This window comes from Paraburkholderia sp. RL17-373-BIF-A (assembly GCF_046030175.1).
Lineage (GTDB): Bacteria > Pseudomonadota > Gammaproteobacteria > Burkholderiales > Burkholderiaceae > Paraburkholderia.
In genome coordinates, this window is sequence record NZ_JARESO010000007.1 from 268616 (window position 1) to 292063 (window position 23448).

Annotated in this window: 21 protein-coding genes; 15 read left to right on the forward strand and 6 right to left on the reverse strand. The window is 62.2% G+C overall.

Annotated features, from left to right (window positions below; genetic code table 11):
- The first annotated feature begins 29 nt into the window (after positions 1 to 29).
- From P0D80_RS11700 to P0D80_RS11730, 7 genes are all read left to right on the forward strand, one after another.
- Entirely contained in the window at positions 30 to 824 is a 795-nt protein-coding gene (locus tag P0D80_RS11700; RefSeq protein WP_408177258.1) for an ABC transporter ATP-binding protein, read from the forward strand.
- A gap of 16 nt (positions 825 to 840) precedes the next feature.
- Positions 841 to 1707 (forward strand): ABC transporter permease, encoded by an 867-nt coding sequence (locus P0D80_RS11705; RefSeq protein ID WP_132378807.1) that lies wholly within the window; start codon positions 841 to 843, stop codon positions 1705 to 1707.
- 458 nt (positions 1708 to 2165) lie between these two features.
- Entirely contained in the window at positions 2166 to 2432 is a 267-nt protein-coding gene (locus tag P0D80_RS11710; protein ID WP_132378809.1) for a hypothetical protein, read from the forward strand.
- A gap of 344 nt (positions 2433 to 2776) precedes the next feature.
- Positions 2777 to 4210, forward strand: a complete 1434-nt coding sequence (locus P0D80_RS11715) for a tetratricopeptide repeat protein (RefSeq protein ID WP_408283914.1) — start codon at positions 2777 to 2779, stop codon at positions 4208 to 4210.
- A 99-nt stretch (positions 4211 to 4309) separates the two neighbouring features.
- Positions 4310 to 4792: a glycoside hydrolase family 108 protein gene (locus tag P0D80_RS11720; RefSeq protein ID WP_408283916.1), complete on the forward strand. Its 483-nt coding sequence runs from the start codon at positions 4310 to 4312 to the stop codon at positions 4790 to 4792.
- Positions 4792 to 5484: a hypothetical protein gene (locus P0D80_RS11725; protein WP_408283919.1), complete on the forward strand. Its 693-nt coding sequence runs from the start codon at positions 4792 to 4794 to the stop codon at positions 5482 to 5484. Before P0D80_RS11720 ends, P0D80_RS11725 begins: the two co-directional genes overlap by 1 nt.
- 229 nt (positions 5485 to 5713) lie before the next feature.
- Complete coding sequence (locus P0D80_RS11730) at positions 5714 to 6031, forward strand: DUF4148 domain-containing protein (protein WP_408283921.1); 318 nt, start codon at positions 5714 to 5716, stop codon at positions 6029 to 6031.
- A gap of 344 nt (positions 6032 to 6375) precedes the next feature.
- On the opposite strand, the gene P0D80_RS11735 is transcribed toward P0D80_RS11730, so the two are convergent.
- The 6 genes from P0D80_RS11735 to P0D80_RS11760 all read right to left on the reverse strand — a co-directional run bounded on the left by P0D80_RS11735 (position 6376) and on the right by P0D80_RS11760 (position 13220).
- A complete protein-coding gene (locus P0D80_RS11735) occupies positions 6376 to 6624 on the reverse strand; it encodes a hypothetical protein (RefSeq protein ID WP_132378817.1) in 249 nt (82 codons plus the stop codon).
- Between the two features lie 204 nt (positions 6625 to 6828).
- Positions 6829 to 7875, reverse strand: coding sequence for a phytoene/squalene synthase family protein (locus P0D80_RS11740; protein ID WP_408283923.1), 1047 nt, complete (start codon positions 7873 to 7875; stop codon positions 6829 to 6831).
- A gap of 119 nt (positions 7876 to 7994) precedes the next feature.
- On the reverse strand, positions 7995 to 8879 hold the full coding sequence (locus P0D80_RS11745; protein ID WP_408283925.1) for an amidohydrolase family protein: 885 nt from the start codon (positions 8877 to 8879) through the stop codon (positions 7995 to 7997).
- 34 nt (positions 8880 to 8913) lie between these two features.
- Entirely contained in the window at positions 8914 to 10815 is a 1902-nt protein-coding gene (locus P0D80_RS11750; RefSeq protein ID WP_408284003.1) for a feruloyl-CoA synthase, read from the reverse strand.
- Between the two features lie 44 nt (positions 10816 to 10859).
- Positions 10860 to 12311 (reverse strand): aldehyde dehydrogenase, encoded by a 1452-nt coding sequence (locus P0D80_RS11755; RefSeq protein ID WP_408177264.1) that lies wholly within the window; start codon positions 12309 to 12311, stop codon positions 10860 to 10862.
- A gap of 81 nt (positions 12312 to 12392) precedes the next feature.
- Positions 12393 to 13220 (reverse strand): p-hydroxycinnamoyl CoA hydratase/lyase, encoded by an 828-nt coding sequence (locus P0D80_RS11760; RefSeq protein WP_408283929.1) that lies wholly within the window; start codon positions 13218 to 13220, stop codon positions 12393 to 12395.
- A 167-nt stretch (positions 13221 to 13387) separates the two neighbouring features.
- Here P0D80_RS11760 and P0D80_RS11765 point away from each other — a divergent pair, with 167 nt between their 5' ends.
- The 8 genes from P0D80_RS11765 to P0D80_RS11800 all read left to right on the forward strand — a co-directional run bounded on the left by P0D80_RS11765 (position 13388) and on the right by P0D80_RS11800 (position 23448).
- Complete coding sequence (locus tag P0D80_RS11765; protein WP_408177265.1) at positions 13388 to 13858, forward strand: MarR family winged helix-turn-helix transcriptional regulator; 471 nt, start codon at positions 13388 to 13390, stop codon at positions 13856 to 13858.
- A gap of 347 nt (positions 13859 to 14205) precedes the next feature.
- A complete protein-coding gene (gene mhpT, locus P0D80_RS11770) occupies positions 14206 to 15435 on the forward strand; it encodes a 3-(3-hydroxy-phenyl)propionate transporter MhpT (protein WP_408284004.1) in 1230 nt (409 codons plus the stop codon).
- Between the two features lie 63 nt (positions 15436 to 15498).
- Positions 15499 to 16638: a porin gene (locus P0D80_RS11775; protein WP_408283932.1), complete on the forward strand. Its 1140-nt coding sequence runs from the start codon at positions 15499 to 15501 to the stop codon at positions 16636 to 16638.
- 10 nt (positions 16639 to 16648) lie between these two features.
- Positions 16649 to 18382, forward strand: a complete 1734-nt coding sequence (locus P0D80_RS11780; RefSeq protein ID WP_408283935.1) for a tannase/feruloyl esterase family alpha/beta hydrolase — start codon at positions 16649 to 16651, stop codon at positions 18380 to 18382.
- 360 nt (positions 18383 to 18742) lie between these two features.
- Positions 18743 to 20218 carry an ATPase domain-containing protein gene (locus P0D80_RS11785; RefSeq protein ID WP_408283938.1) on the forward strand — a complete coding sequence of 492 codons (1476 nt, stop codon included), beginning with the start codon at positions 18743 to 18745 and terminating at the stop codon, positions 20216 to 20218.
- A 6-nt stretch (positions 20219 to 20224) separates the two neighbouring features.
- Positions 20225 to 20575, forward strand: a complete 351-nt coding sequence (locus P0D80_RS11790) for a response regulator (RefSeq protein WP_408177269.1) — start codon at positions 20225 to 20227, stop codon at positions 20573 to 20575.
- 201 nt (positions 20576 to 20776) lie between these two features.
- On the forward strand, positions 20777 to 22210 hold the full coding sequence (locus P0D80_RS11795; protein WP_408283941.1) for an MFS transporter: 1434 nt from the start codon (positions 20777 to 20779) through the stop codon (positions 22208 to 22210).
- Between the two features lie 38 nt (positions 22211 to 22248).
- A complete protein-coding gene (locus tag P0D80_RS11800) occupies positions 22249 to 23448 on the forward strand; it encodes a CaiB/BaiF CoA transferase family protein (RefSeq protein WP_408283944.1) in 1200 nt (399 codons plus the stop codon).

The window sequence follows — 23448 nt, forward strand, 5'->3', positions numbered from 1 at the left end:
ACATCACGAGAACAGCGAGGCACCAGCCGATGAATCAACCCCTGTCACGCGATACGCCAGCGATCGAGATGCGCAACGTATCGTGCCGTTTCATTTCTCCTGATGGCAAGGCGACGATCGCGTTGCGCGACTTCAGCATGTCGGTGGCGCGCGGCGAATTCGTCGCGGTGGTCGGCCCGACGGGTTGCGGCAAGTCCACCACACTCAGCATGATTACCGGCTTGCTGAAGCCCACCACCGGCGAAGTGCGTGTGATGGGCGCGCCGGTGGACGGCATCGATCCGCGTATCGGTTTCGTGTTTCAGGCCGACGCCGTGTTCCCGTGGCGCTCGGTGCTCGACAACGTGGCGGCAGGTCCGCTGTATCGCGGCCGTTCGAAATCCGCCGCGTACGACGAAGCCAACGAATGGCTGCGCCGCGTGGGCCTCGACAAGTTCGGCAAGCATTATCCGCATCAACTGTCCGGCGGTATGAGAAAGCGCGTGGCGCTCGCGCAGACCTTCATCAATAAACCGGAAATCCTGCTGATGGACGAGCCGTTCTCGGCGCTCGACATGCAAACCCGCACGCTGATGCAGGACGAACTGCTGCAACTGTGGGCCGGTGTCGGCTCGGTGGTGTTCGTCACGCACGATCTGGAAGAAGCGATTGCGCTCGCCGACCGCGTATTCGTACTCACCGCGCGCCCGGCGACGCTGAAGAAAGTGTACGAGATCGATCTGCCGCGCCCGCGCGTCACGTCGGAAGTGCGCTACGACCCGCGTTTCATCGAAATCTCGCGCGACATCTGGCACGACCTGCGCGAAGAAGTGCAGATCGGTTAATCAAGGAACGGCAAACATGTCTACTACCCCTCAACAGATGATGCCCCGCTCGGGCATCGACGCCGCATCGCTTGCGCAAGTCGAGCGTGTGGCGCAAAAACGCATCCGGCAGCGTCACGCGCTGGTGATCACGCTGCGTATCGTGGTGCTGGTGGTCGTGCTCGGCGGATGGGAATTGTCCGCGCGTCTGAAGTGGATCGACCCGTTCTTCTTCTCGATGCCAAGCGCGATTTTCGAACAGATCATCGACTGGTTCGTGAACGGCACGTCGCAAGGTCCGCTGCTCACCCAGGTGTGGGTCACGCTCGAAGAAACCGGACTCGGCTTCATTATCGGTTCGGTCGCCGGCGTGTTTTGCGGCATCCTGCTCGGTCGCAACAAACTGCTCTCGGATGTCTTCAGTCTCTACATCAAGATTGCCAACTCGATTCCGCGCGTGGTGCTTGGTTCGGTGTTCGTGATTGCGCTGGGTTTGGGCATGGCGTCGAAGGTGGCGCTGGCGGTGGTGATGGTGTTCTTCGTCGTGTTCGCCAACGCGTTCCAGGGCGTGCGTGAAGCGGATCGCTACATGATCGCAAATGCGCAGATTCTCGGCGCGTCGCGCCGTCAGGTGACGACCTCGGTGGTGATTCCGTCGGCGTTGAGCTGGATCCTTGCGAGCCTGCACGTGAGCTTCGGTTTTGCTCTGGTCGGCGCGGTGGTCGGCGAGTTCCTCGGCTCGAAGCAAGGTATTGGTCTGCTGATCTCCACTGCGCAAGGCGCGTTCAACGCAAGTGGTGTGTTCGCGGCGATGATTGTGTTGGCCGTGGTCGCACTGGCAGCGGATTATCTGTTGACTGCGGTCGAACAGCGCTTGTTGAAGTGGCGGCCGGCTGCGGTTTAAGTGAGCTACATTAGCCGTGTAGAAGGCCGAGTTAAAAAGAATGCCGTTCAGTCTCGGGCTGAACGGCATTCTTCTTTTTGTGCTAAATGAAAGATGGAAGTAAGGCTAAATTAACCTGATCGGATTTTTTGAAGCAAAGAGCCATATATGCATTCAGGATGGCTGATTAACGCTTGAATTTTCACGCGACCTACCCGTCTCCTTCACATGGTGGAGGCAAGACCGGCTCTCTGAGCCGCCGCCGAACAACAAAGCCTCAGCGCGCACCTTTCCTTGCTAGACGAAGCACTTCGATAACGCACCTCTCTGGTGCGCTGCGCGGAATTCGACAAGGAAGCCGGTGACCGTCTCCGCCCTGTGTCCCGTCAGGTTGTCCGGCATGTGTCGCGGACAATTCCGGCGGAACTTTCGCAATGAGGTGTCGCAAGGGCGACGCCGAGGGTTTGAAGGAGAGGGACATGAAGAAGGCTCTGATCATCGCAGGCGGACTGCTTTGCGCGTTCGCATGGCAAGCGCACGCTCAGGACGCCAGTACGGAAAATACAGCGCAAGCTCAACCGACAGCAGCCGACGCAGTGGGTGGGCAACCCTCCACCACTTCGATGTCCGGTGGCCCTGCAAAAGCACAGGGACTGACGCGTGCGGATGTCTACCAGCAACTCATTCAATCGCAGAAAAATGGCGAGGCGGCGCGCCTGCAAGATCTGTTCAAAGGAGGCAACTGAACGACGCCGTGGTATTGGAGCCGACCGCATAGCCGAATAGCTCGCCTCCGGCTTCGCTGCACGAATGACGCCGTATTTTCCCCGTCGCGCGACAGGACGAAGTGAATACGGCGCCTAATCGAAGCATCCCTTTCTCCCCTCTCCGCAAACTCCCCACCTGTCTCCCGCCAGCAAACTTGCGATCGGCATTCGTTGGCCCGCGCGCAACACATTTCCGCCCTCCCAGTCGCCGCAATAGCGTATAGGCCCGCTGCATAAGGCACTGTGCGCAATGGCACGGTCAATGCGTAACAACCGTCACCCAGTCGTGCATTCACCAACATCGGCTGAAATCGAGGTGCGTCATGTCGAGTGTGCAGAGTCAACGTCGACCAATGAATTGGCGAAGCCGGTCTTTTTCCGCGGCAAGCGGTTCGACGCATCGCGCGGGAAATCGCCACTTTTCAGCCGGACTCGTGCCGTTCGGGTTGCGGACCGCAGGTTTCATCGGTCGAGGCCCGAAACAATTGTGGCCGTACGTTTTGCCGTGGGTTTTCGCGGTGCTCACCATCGGTTTTTTCTGCCTCGTCGTGCGTGGCGTGCTCACGCGGCAACTGCTGGTGCCACCTGTCGAGACGCCGCAGTCGCTGGTGGAACGCGGCTACACGTCGAACTTTCTCGCGGAACGCATCATGTCTTCGATGCGGGCGATCGGCCAGGACGCCGAGTCGATTCCTCACGACACCATGACGGACAACGACGCACAACCGGACATTCAGATCCCCGGTCAGGAGATGTCGTATGCGACCACCGTGCGCTTCATCAAAGGCGTCATCAAACGCACGGATGTCATGGTTCATGTCGGCATCACGAAGGTCAACGACAGCGCGGATTCCTATGTAGCGCACGTGCAGATTGAAGGCGGCCCCTTCAATTCCCGCGAAAGCACGGTGCCTTTTGAAGGACGCGATCTGGAGAAGTTCGTGCACGACATTGCGGTCAAAGCCATGCGTCTTGCCGAGCCGAATATTCTCGCCAGTCATCTCTATTCGCAAGTCCAGAGAACCAAGTGTTCGCTCGCGCAATGCGACTACGGCGAGGTCGTTTCGATCTACGACGAAGTGCTGGCACTGCCCGCCTCCGAGCAAGGCGAATGGGCGCTCGCCGGCAAAGCGTGGCTGCTTGCCAATCAGGGGCTATCCAAAGAGGCCGAACAGCAGACTCGCGAAGCACTGACCGTGTACAAGCATTCGGCGGTGCTGCACGCAAGCCTTGGCATCGCACTCGAACAGCAGCATCGCATCGATGACGCGCTCGAAGCGTTGCGAGCTGGCGCCAGCGAGAAATCGAAGACGGCCGAAAATCTGCGTCTTCTCGGCGACGTGCTGTTGCATGCGAATCGCTATGCCGAAGCACTCGATGCATTCAAGCAGGCGGACAGAATGAAGCCGGACTCCGTCGACAACCTGCACGATTGGGGCGAAGCGCTCGTCACCGTCGGCCGCTATGACGAAGCGATCGAAAAGCTCTCGCGCGCCGTCGCGCTGCGCCCCGATCTGGCGCCCTCTTACGCGGAATGGGGCCGGGCACTGGATCGCAAAGGCGATCTGCCCGGCGCCTCGCGCAAATATGCCCAAGCGTTACAACTCGATGCAGGGACTTTGTCAGCGCGGGAAAGTCATCTGGCGCGGCTTGCCCGAGCGGCGCAGGGGGGCAATCGCCCGGACGCATCGAAACCCAATGGCGGAGTCAGACCTGTTGCGAACCCGCCCGCCTCGCTTTCGTTGCAAACCGCATAAGGAACACCCAGCCGCACCGAGTGGTACGCAATGCAGATGGATTGATCCCGCAGCACCTAACCGTTGCACTAAAGCACCTAGTTGAAGAGGAGATGTTCGATGGACAATTTCGAAGAGGCGTTCAAGGCTCTGATCGGCAATGAAGGCGGTTACTCCTTCAATCCGCATGACCCTGGCGGTGAAACAATGTGGGGCGTCACGGCGCGCGTGGCACGCAGCGCCGGTTATACCGGCGCCATGAAAGACCTGCCGCTGGAAACCGCCAGACAGATCGCCAAACAGAAGTATTGGGATCCTCTGCATCTCGACGAACTCGATCCGCGTGTGGCCTTCCAGATATTCGACGCCAATTACAACGGCGGCCTGGTGGTGTTGTGGATGCAAAAAGCTTCCGGCGCGAAAGAAGACGGCAAGTTCGGCCCGGACACACTCGATGCGGTCAAAAGCGCGGACCCACTGAAGTTCGTCATGCGCTTCGCCGCTTATCGCTTGCGTTACCTGCGCAATCTGCACGCATGGCCCAATTTCAGCCGTGGATGGACCGAAAGAATGGCCGCTAATCTTCTCCTGGGAGCAGCATGATGGACTGGTCTAAAGTAGCGTCGAACATCGGCAGCAGCGCACCGCTTCTCGCCGGCCTCGTGGGTGGTCCGATTGGCGTGGGCGTGACGGCCGCCGCCGCGATCATTTCGCATGCGCTCGGCACGCCGAGCGATCCCGGCGTCGTGGAACTCGCGTTGAACGATCCCACCGCACTGGAGAAAGTGCGGCAAGCCGAAAGTGCGAACTCGTTGCAATTGCAACAACTGATGGTCAGCGCCGCCCAGGCGAGCCTCGCGCACGAAAGCGATATGGCCCGCATCCAGGCCGCCGATCGGGCCGACGCACGCGCCATGGGAATCAGCAATAAGGACTGGGTGCCCAAAGTCCTTGCAATGGCGGTCACCGCCGGCTTCTTCGGCATTCTGCTGCTCATGGCTTTCCAGCCGCTGCCGGGCACGAACAAGGATCTCGTCAACGTGATCGTCGGCGCATTGGGTACGGCGTGGATCAGCATCATCGGCTACTACTTCGGCACGTCGGTGGGATCGATGCGAAAGACCGAGTTGCTCGCCAAGCCCAGCGTTCCCATCACGCCGGACAGCGCCGTCACGCTTCGCGAGCCCGCAACGGCTTCGGCGGCGCGTCCACAAGCAGCGCCTGCGCCGTCGCACAGCGAGGTATTCCAGCAATTCTCGCCGGGTGGACAGGGTCCGATTTTCTCGGGCAGTTGATTGGCGCTTCGTTCAAGAACCAGACGATGCACGCGACGAGTGAACGGCTCGCCGCGTGCATCGTCGCGCGTTTCTCGCCCGCGGAATTCCGGCTGGTTGTCTCAAATTTAGCAACAAACATTACCTCAAACGGGGATTACTCTATCCAGGTCGCAAAACTACAATCCAATCACTGAATACGAACAAGAACGTTCGTAGCAAGATAAAACCGAATTGGAGGTAGTTCATCATGAAATCGCTCATTCAAGCTGTCGTTATTGCCGCTGTACTCGCCGCTCCTGTTGCTTCGTTTGCGCAGTCCAACCAGCCGGTGACCCGCGCTCAAGTGCGTGCCGAACTGATTCAACTCGAAAAGGCAGGCTATCAGCCCGGCCTCGCCGACCCGTACTACCCCGCCGACATCCAGGCCGCAGAAGCTCGCGTCGCTCGTGAGAACGGCACCGCACAGGCAGCGCAAAGTGGTTACGGTGGTGTGGTGAGTGGCGCCTCGCAAGCGGGCAGCGCGGTTCAAGCGAACGGCCCGAAGTCGATTTACTTCGGCAACTAAGCGGCGTCGCGCGGTAATCAAGCAGTAACCCGACCGTAACCAGCCATTCGGCGAGTCGAACTGCACTAGCGGCAAGTGCTGCGCGGCGATTGACCGCCTGGCGCACCAGTAACCGGTGCGCGATGATTCAAAACGAACTGGCCCGCGACCGAGTATCCCCGATCGCGGGCCAGTGGTGTATTGGTTACCTCCGTCATCGGGCTCCCGATGGCTTCGCCTGGACCCTTCACGGTCCGGGCGTTTTTTATTGGCGCCTTGTTCGGCAGCGCCTTTGTCAGTATCGAAACGGCGCCCGCAATGGCGGACTACGTGCCGGTTTCGGATAGTGGGTCCGGTGACCCGCGTCAGTCGCGTGCGACCAGATCGCCCACTTGACCGCGCCCGGTGACGAGACAGCTCGAGAGGAAATTCTCGCCCTGGCTGCTGGCCCCGATGTCTCCAAAGCCTTTTTTCAGCGCATTCGATTTGACCAGCTCCGCCCCCTGGTGACACGTTATTGTCCCCATCTCTCCCGCTTGCGCACGCATCAGCGCCCTATCTGCCATCAGATAGCCTAGCAACAGCACTACGGCAATATTGAACGCTTGTCTCATGGTTCGTCTCCTCTTTTGAAGAGACTAACGCGAACCATGGATACACGGTCCTAGGGGTTTCCCGATCGATGGCTATTCCATGATGCAGATTAAATCAGGTCACGCTTTCACGCAGTCCGTTATGCGGCGTGGCTCGATCCGGTCTTGCCCGTAGAAAATGGAACTCCTGAATGCTTCGCTGACACACCGCGTGTTCCGTCACCCTCACAGCCGGGCTTCGATCTGCCTGATTCGCTGTTCGATGGCATTGCGCACCAGCGCATTCGAAGACACCAGCAACAGCGACGACGCGATGATCTGATACACCCTATTGCGTCGCACCTTGGACACTTTCTGCGGATCGAGCCAGGCGCTGTTGTCCGCGAGCAGGATCAACGTCTCGAGACCAATCAGAATCGGCCACAAACATGCGAGACGCAAACGCACGGAAAACGCGGGAATCGCTAGCGTGTAATCGAGGGCTTCGCGGAAATGATCGAGTGTCTTACGCAAAAGTTCGACCATCAGCGGCCGGGCACGCACCGAATTGGCCGGCAGCAGCAGATCCTGCGCGCTTAGGCCATATTCGTCGAGCAGGGTCTGCGGCAAATAACAACGGCCGATTCGCAAGTCCTTGCCGCAATCGCGCAACACGTTGGTCATTTGCAGCGCCTTGCCGAACCGCACGCCGCGCCGTGCCATCGTCTCGGGCCGCTCCTTCAGCGTGCCAGGCATGTGCGCGTAGGTCATGGTGGTCCAGAATTCGCCGACGCAGCCCGCCACCAGATACGTATAGCGGTCGAGTTCGTCGTATTCGCGCAGCGACGCGATCTGACCGGAACGTTCGTCGGGGAAGGTGCGAAGATCGAACTCCATGCCTTCGGTCAGCGTCGAGACGATCTCGCGCACGGCCTTGCGATCCGATTCGCTCAGCTGCGACAACACATCGAGCGCGGGGCCGAGCGATTCGAGCAGCACTTTCTCGTCCGACTGGATCTGCTGCCCCGCCACTTCGGCGGCCATGCGCTGGAACAGCGCGCCGTCGTCGGTAGCGCCATTCACCTGAGCACGCAGCGACAACAGCAAGGCGAGGCGTTGTTCCGGCGAGATCAGCGAGGTGTCCGCAATCGTATCGGCCGCGCGTGCCAGCAGGTAGGCGAGTCCGATCGGATCGCGCATCCCGACGGGCAGCACGCGCAGGGTGAGATAGAAGGAGCGTGAAACGCCTTTCAGGAGCGGGCCAAGAAGGAAGGCCCGGGTCGGATTCGGCATGGATGAGATCAGGTCGGTATTGGGCAAAAAAGCAGGCAAAAATCAGGCGCTGCCGAATTGTATACGGCGAAGCGCCTCTGCCGTGCGCAGCGGACCTGCACTGCTACCCACGAACGCTTTTAGGTGTCGTTCTGAAGCCCCAGCAGGCCGATCGCGTTCTGCTTGAGAATCAAAGGCTGCACCTCTTCCCTGAAACCGACCTGCCTGAAATCCTCCAGCCAGCGGTCCGGCTGGATCAGCGGAAAATCCGAACCGAACAGCATCTTGCGCTTGAGCACCGTATTGGCGTGGCGGATCAACTCGGGCGAGAAATACTTCGGCGACCAGCCGGACAGGTCGATATAGACGTTTGGCTTATGCAATGCGATCGACAACGCCTGCTCCTGCCACGGCCACGACGGATGCGCGATCACGATGTTCATATCGGGGAAATCCGCCGCGACGTCGTCGAGATGAATCGGCTCCGAATATTTCAGGCGCAGTCCGCCGCCGCCTCGCATGCCCGACCCCATGCCGGAATGGCCGCTGTGAAAAACCGCCGTGAGCCGGTGTTCGGCGATCAGTTCGTAGAGCGGATAAGCAAGCCGGTCGTTGGCGAAAAAGGCTTGCATCGTGGGATGAAACTTGAAACCGCGCACACCGTATTCCTCGATCAGCTTGCGCGCCTCACGCACTCCCATCTTGCCCTTGTGTGGATCGATACTCGCGAAGGCAATCATGATGTCGCGGTTTTTCTGCGCGAATTCAGCGATCTCCTCGTTCGGGATGCGCCGCCGTCCGAGGTTCGCTTCGCAGTCCACGGTGAACATCACGAAGCCGATCTTGCGCTCGCGATAGTGTTCGATGGTCTCGGGAATCGTCGGCCGCCGGCCGAGTTTCAGCACGGTGCCGAAGTACTTGTCGGCGGCATCGTCGAATTCCTTGCCGAACAGATCCGGCGGCTGGCAGCACGAAACTTCCGCGTGCACGTGAGTGTCGATTGCGACGAGTTGGTCGAGATTCATCTAGCCTTTCCTGTCTGATCCTGCGGCGCACGCGTCACGTCGCGCCGCATGCACTCGCGACGATCACCGCGGGATCGCGCTGTGCCGCGTCATACATCGCTTCGACGAGCGCGGCACGATGCGTCAACACCGCGCGTTGATTGATCGAGCCTTTGTCGGTGATCTCACCGAGATCGAGCGACGGCGCGACGTCCATGAGCCGCAGCCGCGCAATGGTGGTCGCGCCGCCCGTGGCACCGCGATTGAGCGCGTCGAGCAGCGTGGCGAAGTGCGCGCGCACGGCGGGTGCTTCGACCACCTCTTGCGCGCTCGCCGAAACGGGCAAACGAGCCAGCCGCTTGCAATCGTCGAGACGTGGGAAGACCAGCAGCCCCACATCGTCGCGATTCATGCCGGCGACCACCACGTCCTGCACATACGGTGCGCCTTCAGAAATCACGCGCGCCCGCATCGGGCCGACGCTCACGAAAGTGCCCGAACTCAGCTTGAAGTCCTCGGCAATGCGCCCATCGAACAACAACCCAAGTTCCGGTTGCGCCATGTCGACAAAGCGCAGTGCGTCGCCGCTGCGGAAGTAGCCTTCTTCGTCGAAGACGTTCTCCAACTCGGCCGCGTCGGCGCGCCAGTACCCGGCCATGACGTGCGGCCCGCGATAACGCGCCTCGAGCTTGTCGCCGACCGGCGCGAGTTTGACTTCGCAACCGTGCGCGGGCAGGCCCACATAGCCCGCGCGCATGATCGGCCCCGTGGTGAACAGACACGACGGCGACGTCTCCGTCATGCCGAGTCCGGCCATGATGCGTATCCGCTCGCCGCAATACGTTTCAGTGACGCGTTCGAGCCTGTCCCACGCCATTTGCGACAAGCCGGCACCGGAGAAGAAATACACCTTCACGCGCGAGAAAAAAGTCTCGCGCAATTGCTCGTCGCGCTCCAGCGCGATCGCCAGTTCCTCCCAACCCTTCGGCACATTGAAGTAGATAGTCGGGGCGATCTCGCGCAGATTGCGCAGCGTTTCCTCGAACTTGCCGTTGACCGGTTTGCCGTCGTCGATATAGAGCGTGCCGCCGTTGTAGAGCGCGATGCCCACGTTATGGCTGCCGCCGAACGTGTGATTCCAGGGCAGCCAGTCGACCAGCACCGGCGGCTCCTTCGCGAACTCGGGGAACGTTTCGAGCAGCATCTGCTGGTTGCTGCATAGCATGCGGTGGGTGGTCGGCACCGCTTTCGGCAGTTTGGTCGAACCCGAGGTGAAAAGGAATTTGGCGATCACGTCGGGGCTCATCGTGGCGTGAACTGAGTCGACCGTAGTGGGCGTTGTGTTCAGCAGGTTGCTGAACGAAGTCACGTTGCGGGTCGTCGGCTGTTCTCGTGGCAAGTTGGCGGCAAGTACTTCGACATCGGCCGGCACGACCGCCTCGATTGCCTTGGCGAACGTATCGTAGCTGCTTGCAAACACGAGACCTGGCGTCAGCAGGTCGATCGTATGGCGCAACTTGCCGAAGTCGCCGGAAGCAAGCGCATAGGCCGGCGAAATCGCGGCATAGGGAACGCCGGCCCACATTGCGCCGAGCGCAAGTTGCAGATGTTCGAGATCGTTGCCCGACAGAATCACGATGGGCCGTTCAGCGGAAAGTTCGCGCGCGAGGAGCGCCTGGCCGATTGCGCGAGCGCTTTGCAACGCCTTTGCGTAGCTCAGGCCGATCCATTGACCGTCGCTGTCGCGACGTGCCGCGAGCCATCGGTCAGGATGCGCTTGCGCGCCACTTGCGAGCCGCTCCGTCATACGTTGCGGATGCTCGCCGAGTGGTTCTGCCGCGCGCAGATACCACGTGGCGCCCTGGCGCTGCGTGTGCAATGATGAAGCGCCGATCGTCGTCGCCCGGTAGCGCTTCGGCGCACCGGGGGTATTCGGTTGTATCGGCTCGGAATGCAAAGCCTGTCTCCTATCGATCAGAATGAAAATCGCGATCGCAACGATCAAATCGGATAGTGCCGCGGTCCGGTTTGAATCGTGATCCAACGCAGATCCGTGAACTCGGCAATCGACGCCTTGCTGCCGAATCGCCCGTAGCCGCTTTTCTTCACGCCGCCGAACGGCATCTGCGCTTCATCGTGCACGGTCGGACCGTTGATATGGCAGATGCCCGATTCAATGCGCTTCGCGACGTTCAACGCGCGCGACACATCGCGGCTGAATACCGCTGCCGAGAGTCCATATTCGCTGTCGTTGGCGATTCGAATCGCTTCTTCGTCGCCGTCCACGCGTTGCACCGTCACCACAGGCCCGAACGATTCTTCCGCATACAGCTTCATTGCAGGCGTAATGCCGTCGACAATCACCGGTTGCATCACAGCGCCTTCGACCGTGCAGCCGACCGGCAACCGCGCGCCCTTCTCATGCGCGTCTTCGATCAACGCCTTGATACGCCGCGCGGCAGCCGCGCTTTCGAGCACACCGAGTACGGAATCCGCAGCGGCCGGGTCGCCGGCTTTCAGGCTTCGCGCTTTCGCCGCGAGTTTCTCCACCAGCGCATCCGCAATCTTCCGGTCGACGATCACGCGCTCCGTCGACATGCAAATCTGCCCCTGGTTGAAAAACGCGCCGAACGCGATGCCTGCGACGGCCGCATCCAGATCGGCATCGTCGAGCACCACGACCGGCGCCTTGCCGCCGAGTTCGAGCAACGCCGGCTTCAGATGCAGCGCCGCATGCTGCGCGACGATGCGCCCCACTCGCGTCGAACCGGTGAAATTCACCCGACGTACCGCCGGATGCGCAATCAGCCGCTCCACGATCGCCGGCGCGTCTTCGGCGGAATGTGTGATCACGTTGACGACGCCATCGCCGAGCCCGGCTTCCTGCAGCACGCTGCCGATCAACCGATGCACGCCCGGACAACCTTCGGACGCCTTGAGCACGACCGTGTTGCCGCACGCGAGCGGCATCGCAATGGCCCGCGTGCCGAGAATCACCGGCGCGTTCCACGGCGCCATGCCGAGCACCACGCCGCATGGCTGGCGCACCGCCATCGCGAGACTGCCTGGCACATCGGACGGAATCACGTCGCCGTCGATCTGCGTGGTCATGGCCGCGGCTTCGCGCAGCATGTTGGCGGCCAGCATGACGTTGAAGCCGTACCAGTTCGGCATCGCGCCCGTTTCGGCGACGCCGGTTTCGATGAACTGCGCGGTGCGGGCGTCCATCAGATCCGCTGCCGCCAGCAAACGCTTGCGACGCTCGGTCGGTGCTAGCGCCGACCAGGCCGGAAAGGCCCGCGCCGCTGCTTCAACCGCAGCGTCGGCATCGGCCAGCGTGGCCGCCGCCGCACGTGAAGCAGCCTGGCCGCTCGCGGGATTGATCCGCTCGAACGTCTTGCCGTCCGATGCGCCGCGGCTTTCGCCGCCGATCAACAAAGTCACTTCATGCATGTCCGTCGTCTCCTCGCTGTCTCTCTCGCTGCATCACTCACCGTAGTCTGCGTGAACCGAAGTCCACGTCGATGCGACCGATTAGCGCTTGTACGTTTGCAGACCGGGCTTGATCGCCTTGTCGTCGAGGAACTGCTTGAGGCCCTGTTCGCGACCGCCTTCGGGATCGCGCAATTGCGCCTGATCGAGCTTGGCGTACAGATAGTCTTCGTTCTGATCCCACGTCAGTTCGCGGCAACGCTTGAAACCCTGCTTGGCGGCGCGCAACACCACCGGATTCTTCTCGAGCAGTTTGCCGGCGAGCGCACGCGTAGCTTCACGCAGCTCGGCGCGCGGCACGCTCTTGTTGACGAGGCCCATCTGCGCCGCTTCCTGCCCGGTGAACGTCTCGCCCGTCATGATGTAATACAGCGCCTGACGATGCCCGACGGTATCGGCCATTGCTTTGCTCACCAGGTTGCCCGGCGGAATGCCCCAGTTGATTTCGGAGAGGCCGAACACGGCTTCGTCGGCGGCAATCGCAAGGTCGCATGCCACCAGCGGCGAGAATCCGCCACCGAAGCACCAGCCATTGACCATCGCGATGGTCGGCTTCGCGTACATGCGCAGCAGTTGCCATTGCCAGCGGCACGCGTCGCGGCGAATCTTTTCCTGCAGGATTTCAGGGCCCGCGTCGACTTCGCGGAAATATTCCTTCAGGTCCATGCCGGCAGTCCACGCGTCGCCTTCGCCGGTGAGTACCAGAACCTGGGCTTCCGCGTCCAGCTCAACGGCTTCGAGCACCTCGATCATTTCCTTGTTCAGCGTGGGGCTCATAGCGTTGCGCTTCTCAGGTCGATTGAACGAGACCCATGCGATTCCTTCCACGACATCGACCTTGACGGTTTTCCAACGGCCTTCATAACTCATCTGCTTTCTCCGTGAACGTTGGCCGCGACCGCGGCCTGATGAACACATTTAATATCAGGTTGCCTGATATGTAAAGTGGAAAATCGCCCGCTCGGTGCAAACCCCTAGCGGCGGAATTTCCGTCGAGGCGCGCTAAGATGCGGGATAGACCGAACCTTCTGCCCACGATGAGCAAAAATCAAAACTCGCCTGCCGAGCCGACCGCCACACGCACTCGCCGTTCCAGCCTGCGCCTGACCTATGTGATCGGCAGTCTCGACCGCATCCTGCGGCGTCGTATGACCGAAGCGCTCGCGCCGCTCGGCCTGACGCTCGCGCAATTCACCGCGCTTTCCGTGCTCGAAGCCAAAGGGCAAGCATCCAACGCCCAGGTCGCCGAGCGTTCCTTCATCACGCCACAATCGGCCAATGAGGTGATGAATGCGATGGCGAGCCGCCACTGGGTAAGCCGCGAACCGGACCCGACGCACGGCCGCATCGTGCTGCTGCGACTGACGGACGAAGGGCGCGCCGTGTTGCGCGAATGCGAGCAGGCCGTCAAGGCCATCGAGAAGCAGATGATGGAAGGCATCGAACTCGACGCCGCCGGCGCGGTGCAGACCCACCTCGAAACTTTCGTTCGTAATCTGCGCGGCTAGATCCGCTGGCCGCCTCGCCGAATTGCTAGGTGTTTTCACCGAACAATTTGCGCTTGTGTTATCAGCCTACCTGATATTAAATCCAGTCCACGATGCGGCGTGTGGAGACGCGACGCATCGCCTCGAAGCAAATACACCGTCGTCTGGCCATCGAAACGATGCGCCGCGCGCGGCGGTGATCGCTGCGCTGCTGCAGAGCATTCCATCGTGGCCTCGACGATGATCTGACGCTCGCTTGCCAAACCCGTCTGGCATGCAAGACGGCGACTCGGCATCTGCTGACTTCCAGCGAAACCGGAAAACCACGCCATTTAATAAGGATCACTAACGTGAAAAGAGCCGGAACATTGAATTCGACCGAAGGCACTGCGCTACCGGCAACGTCCAGCCGGACAGGCGCCTTCGTCACCCTCGGATTGTGTTTTGCGATTGCCCTGCTCGAAGGGCTCGACCTGCAGTCGGTCGGCGTCGCCGCGCCGCGCATGGCGCGCGAGTTCGGCCTCTCGGTGGCGCAGATGGGCCTGGCGTTCAGCGCCGGCACCTTCGGCCTGCTGCCTGGCGCGATGTTCGGCGGGCGGCTCGCCGACCGCATCGGCCGCAAGCGCGTGCTCGTGATCTCCGCCTGCCTGTTCGGCCTGCTGTCGATCATGACCGCGCTGGTGAGCGACTTTCACACGCTCGTGATCGTGCGGGTGCTGACAGGTATCGGACTCGGCGGCGCATTGCCGAACCTGATCGCGTTGTCGTCGGAAGCGGTCGAGCCGCGTTCGCGCAGCACCGCCGTGAGTGTGATGTATTGCGGCATTCCGTTCGGTGGTGTGATCGCGTCGGTGATCGGCGTGCTGAGTGCGGGCGACACCGAGTGGCGCCACATCTTCTACGTCGGCGGCGCGGGACCGCTGGTGCTGGTGCCACTGCTGCTCGTGTTTCTCGCGGATTCGAAGGCGTTCACGCAAGCATCGCGCGATGGCCACGCCAAACCCGCGCCGGTCGGTGAAATCCTGTTCGGCGGCACGCGTGGGCTCTCCACCGTGCAGATCTGGGTCAGCTATTTCTGCACGCTGATCGTCCTCTACTTCCTGCTCAACTGGCTGCCCTCGTTGATGGCCGCAAGCGGTCTGACGCGCGCGCAGGTCGGCTACGTGCAGATCTTTTTCAACATCGGCGGCGGCATCGGCGCGTTGTGCATTGGCATGTTGATGGATCGCATGCGCTCGGGCGTGGTGGTGGCGGGCATGTATGTCGGGATCATCGCGTCGCTCGCAGCGCTTTCGATGGCGCCCGGCTTCGGCGCGCTGGCGGCCTCGGCCTTCTTCGCGGGGATGTTCGTGATCGGCGGCCAATCGGTGCTGTATGCGCTGTCCGCGGCGTTTTATCCGACGGCCATGCGCGGCACCGGCGTCGGCGCGGCGGTGGCGGTGGGCCGCGTCGGCTCGGTGGTCGGGCCGCTGGCCGCGGGTCAATTGCTGGCGATGGGCCGCAGTTCATCGACCGTAATCGGCGCAAGCATTCCCGTCACGCTGATCGCCGCAGCAGCCGCGCTGCTCCTGCTGCGCCGCCCGCGCGCCGACGACTGACCGTCCGCACAAAAAATTCAACAACAACACACACATTCATTCAACGGTTCGGAGACACCCTTCATGCAAGCATCCGCACGTCTTTTACTCTGCGGCGCACTGTGCACCCTCAGCGGCGCCGCATCGGCCCAATCGAGCGTGACGCTCTACGGCATTGTCGATACCGGCATCGAATACGTTTCGCACGCGAACGCCGCGGGCAAGAGCGTGTTCCGCATGCCGTCGGTCACGGGCGAACTGCCTTCGCGCTGGGGGCTGCGCGGCAATGAAGACCTGGGTGGCGGCTATAGCGCGGTCTTCACGCTGGAAAGCGGCTTCAATGTGCGAGCCGGCGACCTCGGCCAGGGCGGGCGGCTGTTCGGCCGTCAGGCATTCGTCGGCATCAAGAGCCCATACGGCACGGTCTCGTTCGGCCGCCAGTACACGATGACGTACCTCGCGCTGATGGGCGCGGACTTGATCGGCCCGGACATCTATGGTCTGGGCTCGCTCGACGCCTATGTGCCCAACGCCCGCGCCGACAACTCGGTGGTCTACCTCGGCAGCTATGCGGGCGTGACGCTCGGCGCGAATTACTCGTTCGGCCGCGATTCCGCCGGCACCGGCAACTCGCCGGGCCAGGGCACGTGCACCGGTTCGGTCGCCGGACAGGCAACCCAATGCCGCGAATGGTCGGTGATGCTGAAGTACGACGCGCCGCTCTTCGGCGTCGCGGCGTCGTATGAAGAGCAGCGTGGCGGCAGCACCGCGGCGGCGAACTTCTTCGACGGCATCGCGCCGACTCCGCTCACCAGCGCCGGCGACAAGGACATCCGCGCGCATGTTAGCGCCTACGCGAATCTCGGCAAGGCAAAACTCGGCGTGGGATGGCTCAACCGCCGCGTCGAGCCGGCGGCGGACACGATTGCGAGCGTGCGCTCGAATCTGTTCTTCGTCGCCGCGTCGTACTACGTGACGCCTGCCTTCATCGTCGACGGCGAGGTCTATCACATCACCAATAGCGAGCACGACACCCGCGCCACGATGGGCACCCTGCGCACCACCTATCTGCTTTCGAAGCGCACCGCTGTCTACGCCCAAGGTTCGTACCTCGGCAACAGCGCGAAAGCGCGCTACTCGGTCAGCGCCGGCGGCGGCGGCACGACGCCCGCGGCAGGCACCGGCCAGACCGGCGTGATGGTCGGCGTTCGTCATTCGTTCTAGGAGACACTGCATGAAATGCACCTCTATCGCGCTCGCAGCGGCTGCGGCGCTCACACTAGCCGCGTGCGGCGGCAACGATCTCGGCAGCAGCGCGGGCACCAGCGCCAACACCGCCGCGTTGCCGCAACTGAGCGCCGCCACGCCTGGCACGCTCGCCGGCAATTGCGCGGCGCTCGCCGCGAAGCTCACATTCGCCAATACGGTCTTCACCACGGTGACGGACATCGCGGCAGGCACGCTGAAAGTAGCCGGCAAACCGATCGCCGAACACTGTCTGATTCAAGGCAGCATGAATCAACGCGTCAGCAGTGTCGACGGCAAGACCTACGCGATCGGCTTCGAAATGCGCCTGCCGATCGCATGGAACGGGCGTTTCTTCTATCAGGCCAACGGTGGCCTCGACGGCAACGTGGTCACGGCCACCGGCGAGATCGGCGGCGGCGGTCCCACGAGCGACGCGCTCAATATGGGCTTCGCGGTCATCAGCTCGGATGCGGGGCACAGCTCGGCGCAAAATCCGCTGTTCGGTCTCGACCCGCAAGCGCGCATCGACTACGGCTACAACGCAGTCGCCACGCTCACGCCGATGGCCAAGCAGGTCATCAAGCTCGCTTACGGCAAGGCACCGGACCGCAGCTACTTCGACGGCTGCTCCAACGGTGGACGTCATGCAATGGTCGCGGCGGCACGCTCGTCGGCGGAATATGACGGCATCATTGCGGGCGATCCGGGCTTTCATCTGCCGAAGGCGGCCGTCGGCGAAATGTGGAGCGCGCAGCAGCTCGCGAAAGTGGCGACCGCGACAACGTCGAACGGCCTGCCCGATATCACAACCGGCTTTACCGCGGCAGAACGTCAAATGGTGGCGTCGAAAATACTGGCCAAGTGCGACGCGCTCGACGGCGCCAGCGACGGCCTCATTCAGGATATCAAGGCATGCCAGGCAAATTTCAGCCTCGCCACCGATGTCCCGACCTGCACGAACAACGTGCGCGACGGCACGTGTTTGACGGGCGCGCAAAAGGACGCCATCGGCAATGTGTTCTCCGGCGCGCGCAACAGCGCAGGCACAGCCCTGTATGCGAGCTTCCCATACGACGCCGGACTCGGCCCGGGCTGGTCGGCATGGAAGCAGGCCAACTCGATCACACTCGATCCGGCCGCAGCCGCCTTCACCTTCACCACGCCACCGCAAAGCGCTTCCGTGTTGAGCCAGTTGTCGGCGTACGCGCTGAACTTCAGCATGGACACCGACGCGCCGAAGATCTTCGCCACCAGCGGCACGTATAGCGAGTCGGCGTGGTCCTTCATGACGCCGCCCGACGAAACCAACCTGAGCGCATTGAAGCAGCGCGGAGCGAAGCTGATGGTTTATCACGGCACGAGCGACCCGGTGTTTTCATCGAACGACACGACTGACTGGTATCAGCGGCTCACGACGGCAAACGGCGGCGACGCTTCTAACTTCGCCCGTCTTTACACCATTGCCGGCATGAACCACTGCAGCGGTGGACCGAGCACCGACCAGTTCGACATGCTCACGCCGCTCGTCGCGTGGGTCGAACAGGGCAAAGCGCCGGACAGCGTGGTCGCCACCGCGCGCGACGCGAGCAATGTCGTGCCGAACACGGACGTGACTGCCGGTTGGGGCGCGGGACGCACGCGGCCACTTTGCGCGTATCCGAAAGTGGCGCGCTATCAGGGCGGCGACGTCAACGCCGCGAGTAGTTTCGTTTGTAGTTGAATCGAAAGCGGGTCGTCGGCCCGCCTCGCTGTAAGCGCCTCGCGCATGCGGTGCACCTTTGCACGAATTGCATGCGCGAGGCGTTGTCTGAATCTCCCTCTGCTTACATCGCGTTGAAAAGTTCGCCGCCACTCCGGCGGTCGGCAACGCGCCACTCCACTGCCTCGAACGACCGCGAACCGCACGCCTGCGTGCCGTTCGCCAAGCGCGTCGCCGCCAGGTAGAATCCCCTGCATCTCATGCCGACGCGCAGCATTGCCGCCCCGGAGCGGGAACGCGGCTTGCTAATTAGAGGAGTTGAGCAATAGACGATTCCTTACGAGCCGTCGCTTCTCCGCACTTTGAAATGACACTTCGACAATGACTAACCACGAATCTCAGACATCTTCCCGATCCAACGTGGAAACGGGCGTCCCCGGTCTCGACGAGATCCTGGGCGGAGGTCTGGTCCGCGGCGGCGTGTACCTGCTGGAAGGCATGGCCGGCGCCGGCAAGACGATTCTGTCGAGCCAGATTGGTTTTCATCGTGTAAGCCAGGGCGAGAAGGTGCTGTACATGACCTTGATCGCCGAATCGCACGACAAGCTGTTGGGTCATCTCAAGGGCCTGAGCTTTTTCGACGAGAAAGCGGTCGCCCAGCAGATGCTGTTCGTGTCCGGCTATCACGAACTGATGCAGGACGGTCTCGACGGCTTCCTCAAGCTGATTGCCTCGAGCATTTACGATTACCGCCCGAGCCTGATGATCATCGACGGCTTTCGTAGCGCGCGTGAATTCAGCGAGACCGAGCTGTCGCTGTCCAAGTTCATCCATGAGTTGAATGCGCTGGTCGCGGCGATGGATTGCACGACCTTGCTGCTTGCCCCGCTCTCCGGCAACGAACCGCATCCGGAACATACGCTGGTCGATGGCCTGATCGAGCTGAACCGATTCAACGACGGCATGCGCCGCGCGCGCGAAATCGAAGTCCACAAGATGCGCGCGCGCAATCATCTGATGGGCAAGCATTTCTTCCGCATTGCCGAAAGCGGGCTCCTGATGTTCCCGCGCCTGGAAGCGCAATCTGCTCTGCCGCCGGGTCCGGTCGATCTGAAAGCGCGTCTCGGCTTCGGCCTTCCGCATCTCGACGGCCTGCTCGGCGGCGGCTTTGCGCAAGGCTCCACGACCACGCTGATCGGGCCGTCGGGCGTCGGCAAGACGTTGCTCTGTCTGCAATTTCTCGCGGCCGGCGTCGCGCGCGGCGAACGCTGCGTGTACCTTGGCTTTTACGAAGGGCCGCAGCGGCTGATCGGCAAAGCGGAGGCCGTGTCGATCGGACTGACGGACGCGCACGAGGACGGCCGGCTCGTGATCCAGTGGCAACCGGCCATTGAACTGGCCGTCGACGAACTCGCGGCCACCGCGCTCGCCACGGTCAAGAAGATCGGCGCGTCGCGCATCGTCATCGACGGGGTAGAAGGTTTCCGCGATTCCGCGTTGCGCACCGAGCGCTTTGGCCTGTTCCTGAATGCGCTGCTGCACCAGCTTCGCGAGGCCTGCGTCACCACGCTCCTTACAGAAGAGTTGCCGCTTTACGCCGACCCCGGCCACGCGAAGAGCGTGCGGGTTTCGGCCCTGACCGAGAACCTCGTGCTGCTGCGTTACGCCGAAACGGAAGCGGGTCTGCGGCGCATGATTTCCGTGGTCAAGCAGCGTGAAAGCGCCCACGACACTTCGTTGCGCGAGCTTGTGATTTCGTCTCAAGGCCTCGACGTGAGCGAAAACTCGGGGAGCCCCGCCAGCCTGTATTCGGCGGCCGGCCTGACGGCCACGCTGCCGCCGCGACGAAACACCTAGCCGCCCATGAAAACCATTCTGGTCGTGGACGACGAGTTCGACATCCTGACAGTCTGGCGGCTGTTGCTGGAGCGGCACGGCTACACCGTGCTGACGGCGTCGAACGGGGCCGCCGCGCTCGAGCAGATACGCAAGACCCGGCCCGACATCATCGTGTCGGACTGCATGATGCCGGTCATGTCAGGGCTGCAACTGTGCGCGGCGTTGAACGCCGATCCTGATCTGCGTGCCATTCCGATCATTCTGTGCAGCGCGGCCGCCGATATCCCCGTGCAACCGAATCCCGTCATCGAATACGCGCGCAAGCCGCTTTCGTTCGACACGCTGCTGGCCATGCTTCAACGCATGGCCACGTAAAGCAGCGAACCGCCCACGCGGCGGACGGGCGGGCGCGCTTGCTGCGCCAACGCCCGTCCGCAAGCGACTTTCCCCTCTCTCCAGGTAAAAACCCGGATTCCTGACGTCGGCCGCACGGACTAATCTCGCCACACTCATTAAACAGAACGTCGTTCTTTCTAACAGAACGACGCTGACGAAAGACACCCGAAGGAGGATTTCATGGCAAGCCTGCCGATCGACACGCCCGGCGCGTCGCCCCATTCAAGCGCCGGCGCGCCGGAGCCCACGCCCGGCGTCAACGCGCGCATCGACCGCCTGCCCGCGACGCGTGCCGTGTGGATGCTGGTTTTCCTGCTGTCCATCGGCGGCTGGTTCGAGTTCTACGATCTGTTCTTCACCGCGTACGTCGGCCCCGGCCTCGTCAAAAGCGGTGTCTACTCGACAACGACCGCGTCGTTCTTCGGCGTGTCCGGACTCGGCGCGTTCGTGGCGGCGTCGTTTGCCGGGCTTTTCATCGGCACGTTCTTTCTGGCGGGCATGGCCGACCGCTACGGCCGCAAGACGGTGTTCACTATTTCGCTGCTGTGGTACTCCGCCGCGACGCTAATCATGGCGCTGCAAAGCACGGCGCCGGCCATCAATCTGTGGCGTCTGATTGCCGGCATCGGCGTGGGCGTCGAGCTGGTGACGATCGATACGTACGTCAGCGAACTTGTGCCGAAACATTTGCGTGGCCGTGCCTTTGCGTTCGTTCATCTGGTGCAGTACACCGCGGTGCCGTCGGTCGCGTTTCTCGCGTGGTGGCTGGTGCCCCTCACGCCGTTCGGACTCGACGGCTGGCGCTGGGTCGTGATCATCGGCGCGTTGGGCGCGGTGGTGGTGTGGGCAATTCGCCGACGCGTGCCGGAAAGCCCGCGCTGGCTCGCGCAACAAGGCCGCGCCGCCGAAGCCGAGCAGGTGCTGCAGGCGCTGGAAGCGAAAGTCGCCGCGCAATACGGCAAACCTCTGCCGCCCGCCGTGCCGACTGTCGAACCGGCGACCACCAAGGCCGCCTTCCGCGAAATCTGGCAGCCGCCGTATCGCAAACGCGCGATCACCATGCTCGTCTTTAATCTGTTCCAGGCGATCGGTTTCTACGGCTTCGCCTCGTGGGTGCCGACGCTGCTCGTCTCCAAAGGCGTGACGATCACGCACAGTCTGCTGTACTCGTTCGTGATTGCGGTTTCGAATCCGTTCGGGCCGCTGATCGGCATGGCGATCGCGGACCGCATCGAACGGAAGACGTTGATCGTGTTGTCGGCACTCGGCATTGCCGTGTTCGGCAGCCTGTTCGCGACGCAAACCTCGCCCGCCATGCTGATGACGCTCGGCGTGCTGATCACACTGAGCGGCACGCTGCTCTCGGTCGGCTATCACGCGTATCAGACCGAACTCTTCCCGACGCGTTTGCGGGCGCGCGCCGTCGGCTTCGTCTACTCGATGTCGCGTCTGTCGGCCATGTTCTCCGGCTTCATGATCGCGTTCGCGCTGCGTCACTTCGGCGTAAGCGGTGTGTTCGCGCTGATCAGCGCGTCGATGGTGATGGTGATGGGCGCGATCGGCATCTTCGGACCGCGGACCAACCATCGCAATCTCGACGAAATTTCGCATTGAACTGCGTCGCATCGTATTTTGAACAAGAGGCTTTAAAGATGACGCTGCCGTTGGCTGGAGTCCGCGTACTGGACTTATCGAATGTATTGGCCGGGCCGTTTTGCGCGTATCAACTCGCGTTGCTCGGCGCTGAAGTGATCAAGGTCGAACACCCGGAAGGCGGCGATCTGGCGCGGCGCCTCGGTGCCGACAAGGATGCGTCGGCGCGCAACATGGGCGCCTCGTTCGTCGCTGTGAACGCGGGCAAGCAGTCGCTTACGCTCAATCTGAAAGACCCGCGCGGCAAGGTGATTTTGCGCGAGCTCGTCGAAACCGCGGACGTGCTGGTCGAAAATTTCCGGCCCGGCGTGATGACGCGTCTTGGCCTCGATTTCGATGCGCTGCGCGAGGTCAATCCGAAGCTCGTGTATTGCGCGATCTCCGGCTTCGGCATGGACGGCGAGTTTTCAAAGCGCCCTGCTTACGACCAGATCATTCAGGGCATCTCCGGCGTGATGAGCGTGACCGGCGATGCCGACAGCGCACCGTTGCGCGTCGGCTATCCGGTGTCGGACACAGTGGGCGGTCTCACCGCGGCGTTCGGCATTTGCGCCGCGTTGCTCGACGCGCGCGCCACGGGACACGGCCGCATGCTCGACGTGTCGATGCTCGAAGCCACGCTCGCAACCATGGGCTGGGTCGTCTCGAATTTCCTGAACGCCGGCGTCACGCCGACGCCAATGGGCAACGAGAACTTCACCGCCGCGCCGTCGGGCACTTTCAAAACCGGCGACGGCCCGCTCAATATCGCCGCCAACGAAAACAAACAGTTCGCTAGCTTGTGTCAGTTAATCGGCCGCGCCGATCTGCTCGACGATCCGCGTTTTTCCGAGCGCAACGCCCGCAAGCTGAATCGCGCGGCATTGAAAGCGGACATCGAAACGGCACTCGCGCACGATAGCGCCGCGAACTGGGAAGCGCGTTTCTTCGAAGCCGGCGTGCCGGCCGGCCGCGTGATGTCGGTGCCGGAGATTCTCGCGCATCCGCATCTGGAGTCGCGCGGCTTCATCCGCGAGTTTGCCGCCAACGCCAACACGGACCGCCAGCGCGTGACCCGCGCGGGTTTTCGTCTGCACGACGCGGACACGGCGCCGAGCACGCCCGCGCCGGTTCTCTCGGCTCACACGCATGAACAACTCGCCGCGCTCGGTTACGACGACGCACACATCGACCAACTACGCGCCGAAGGAGTGATCTGA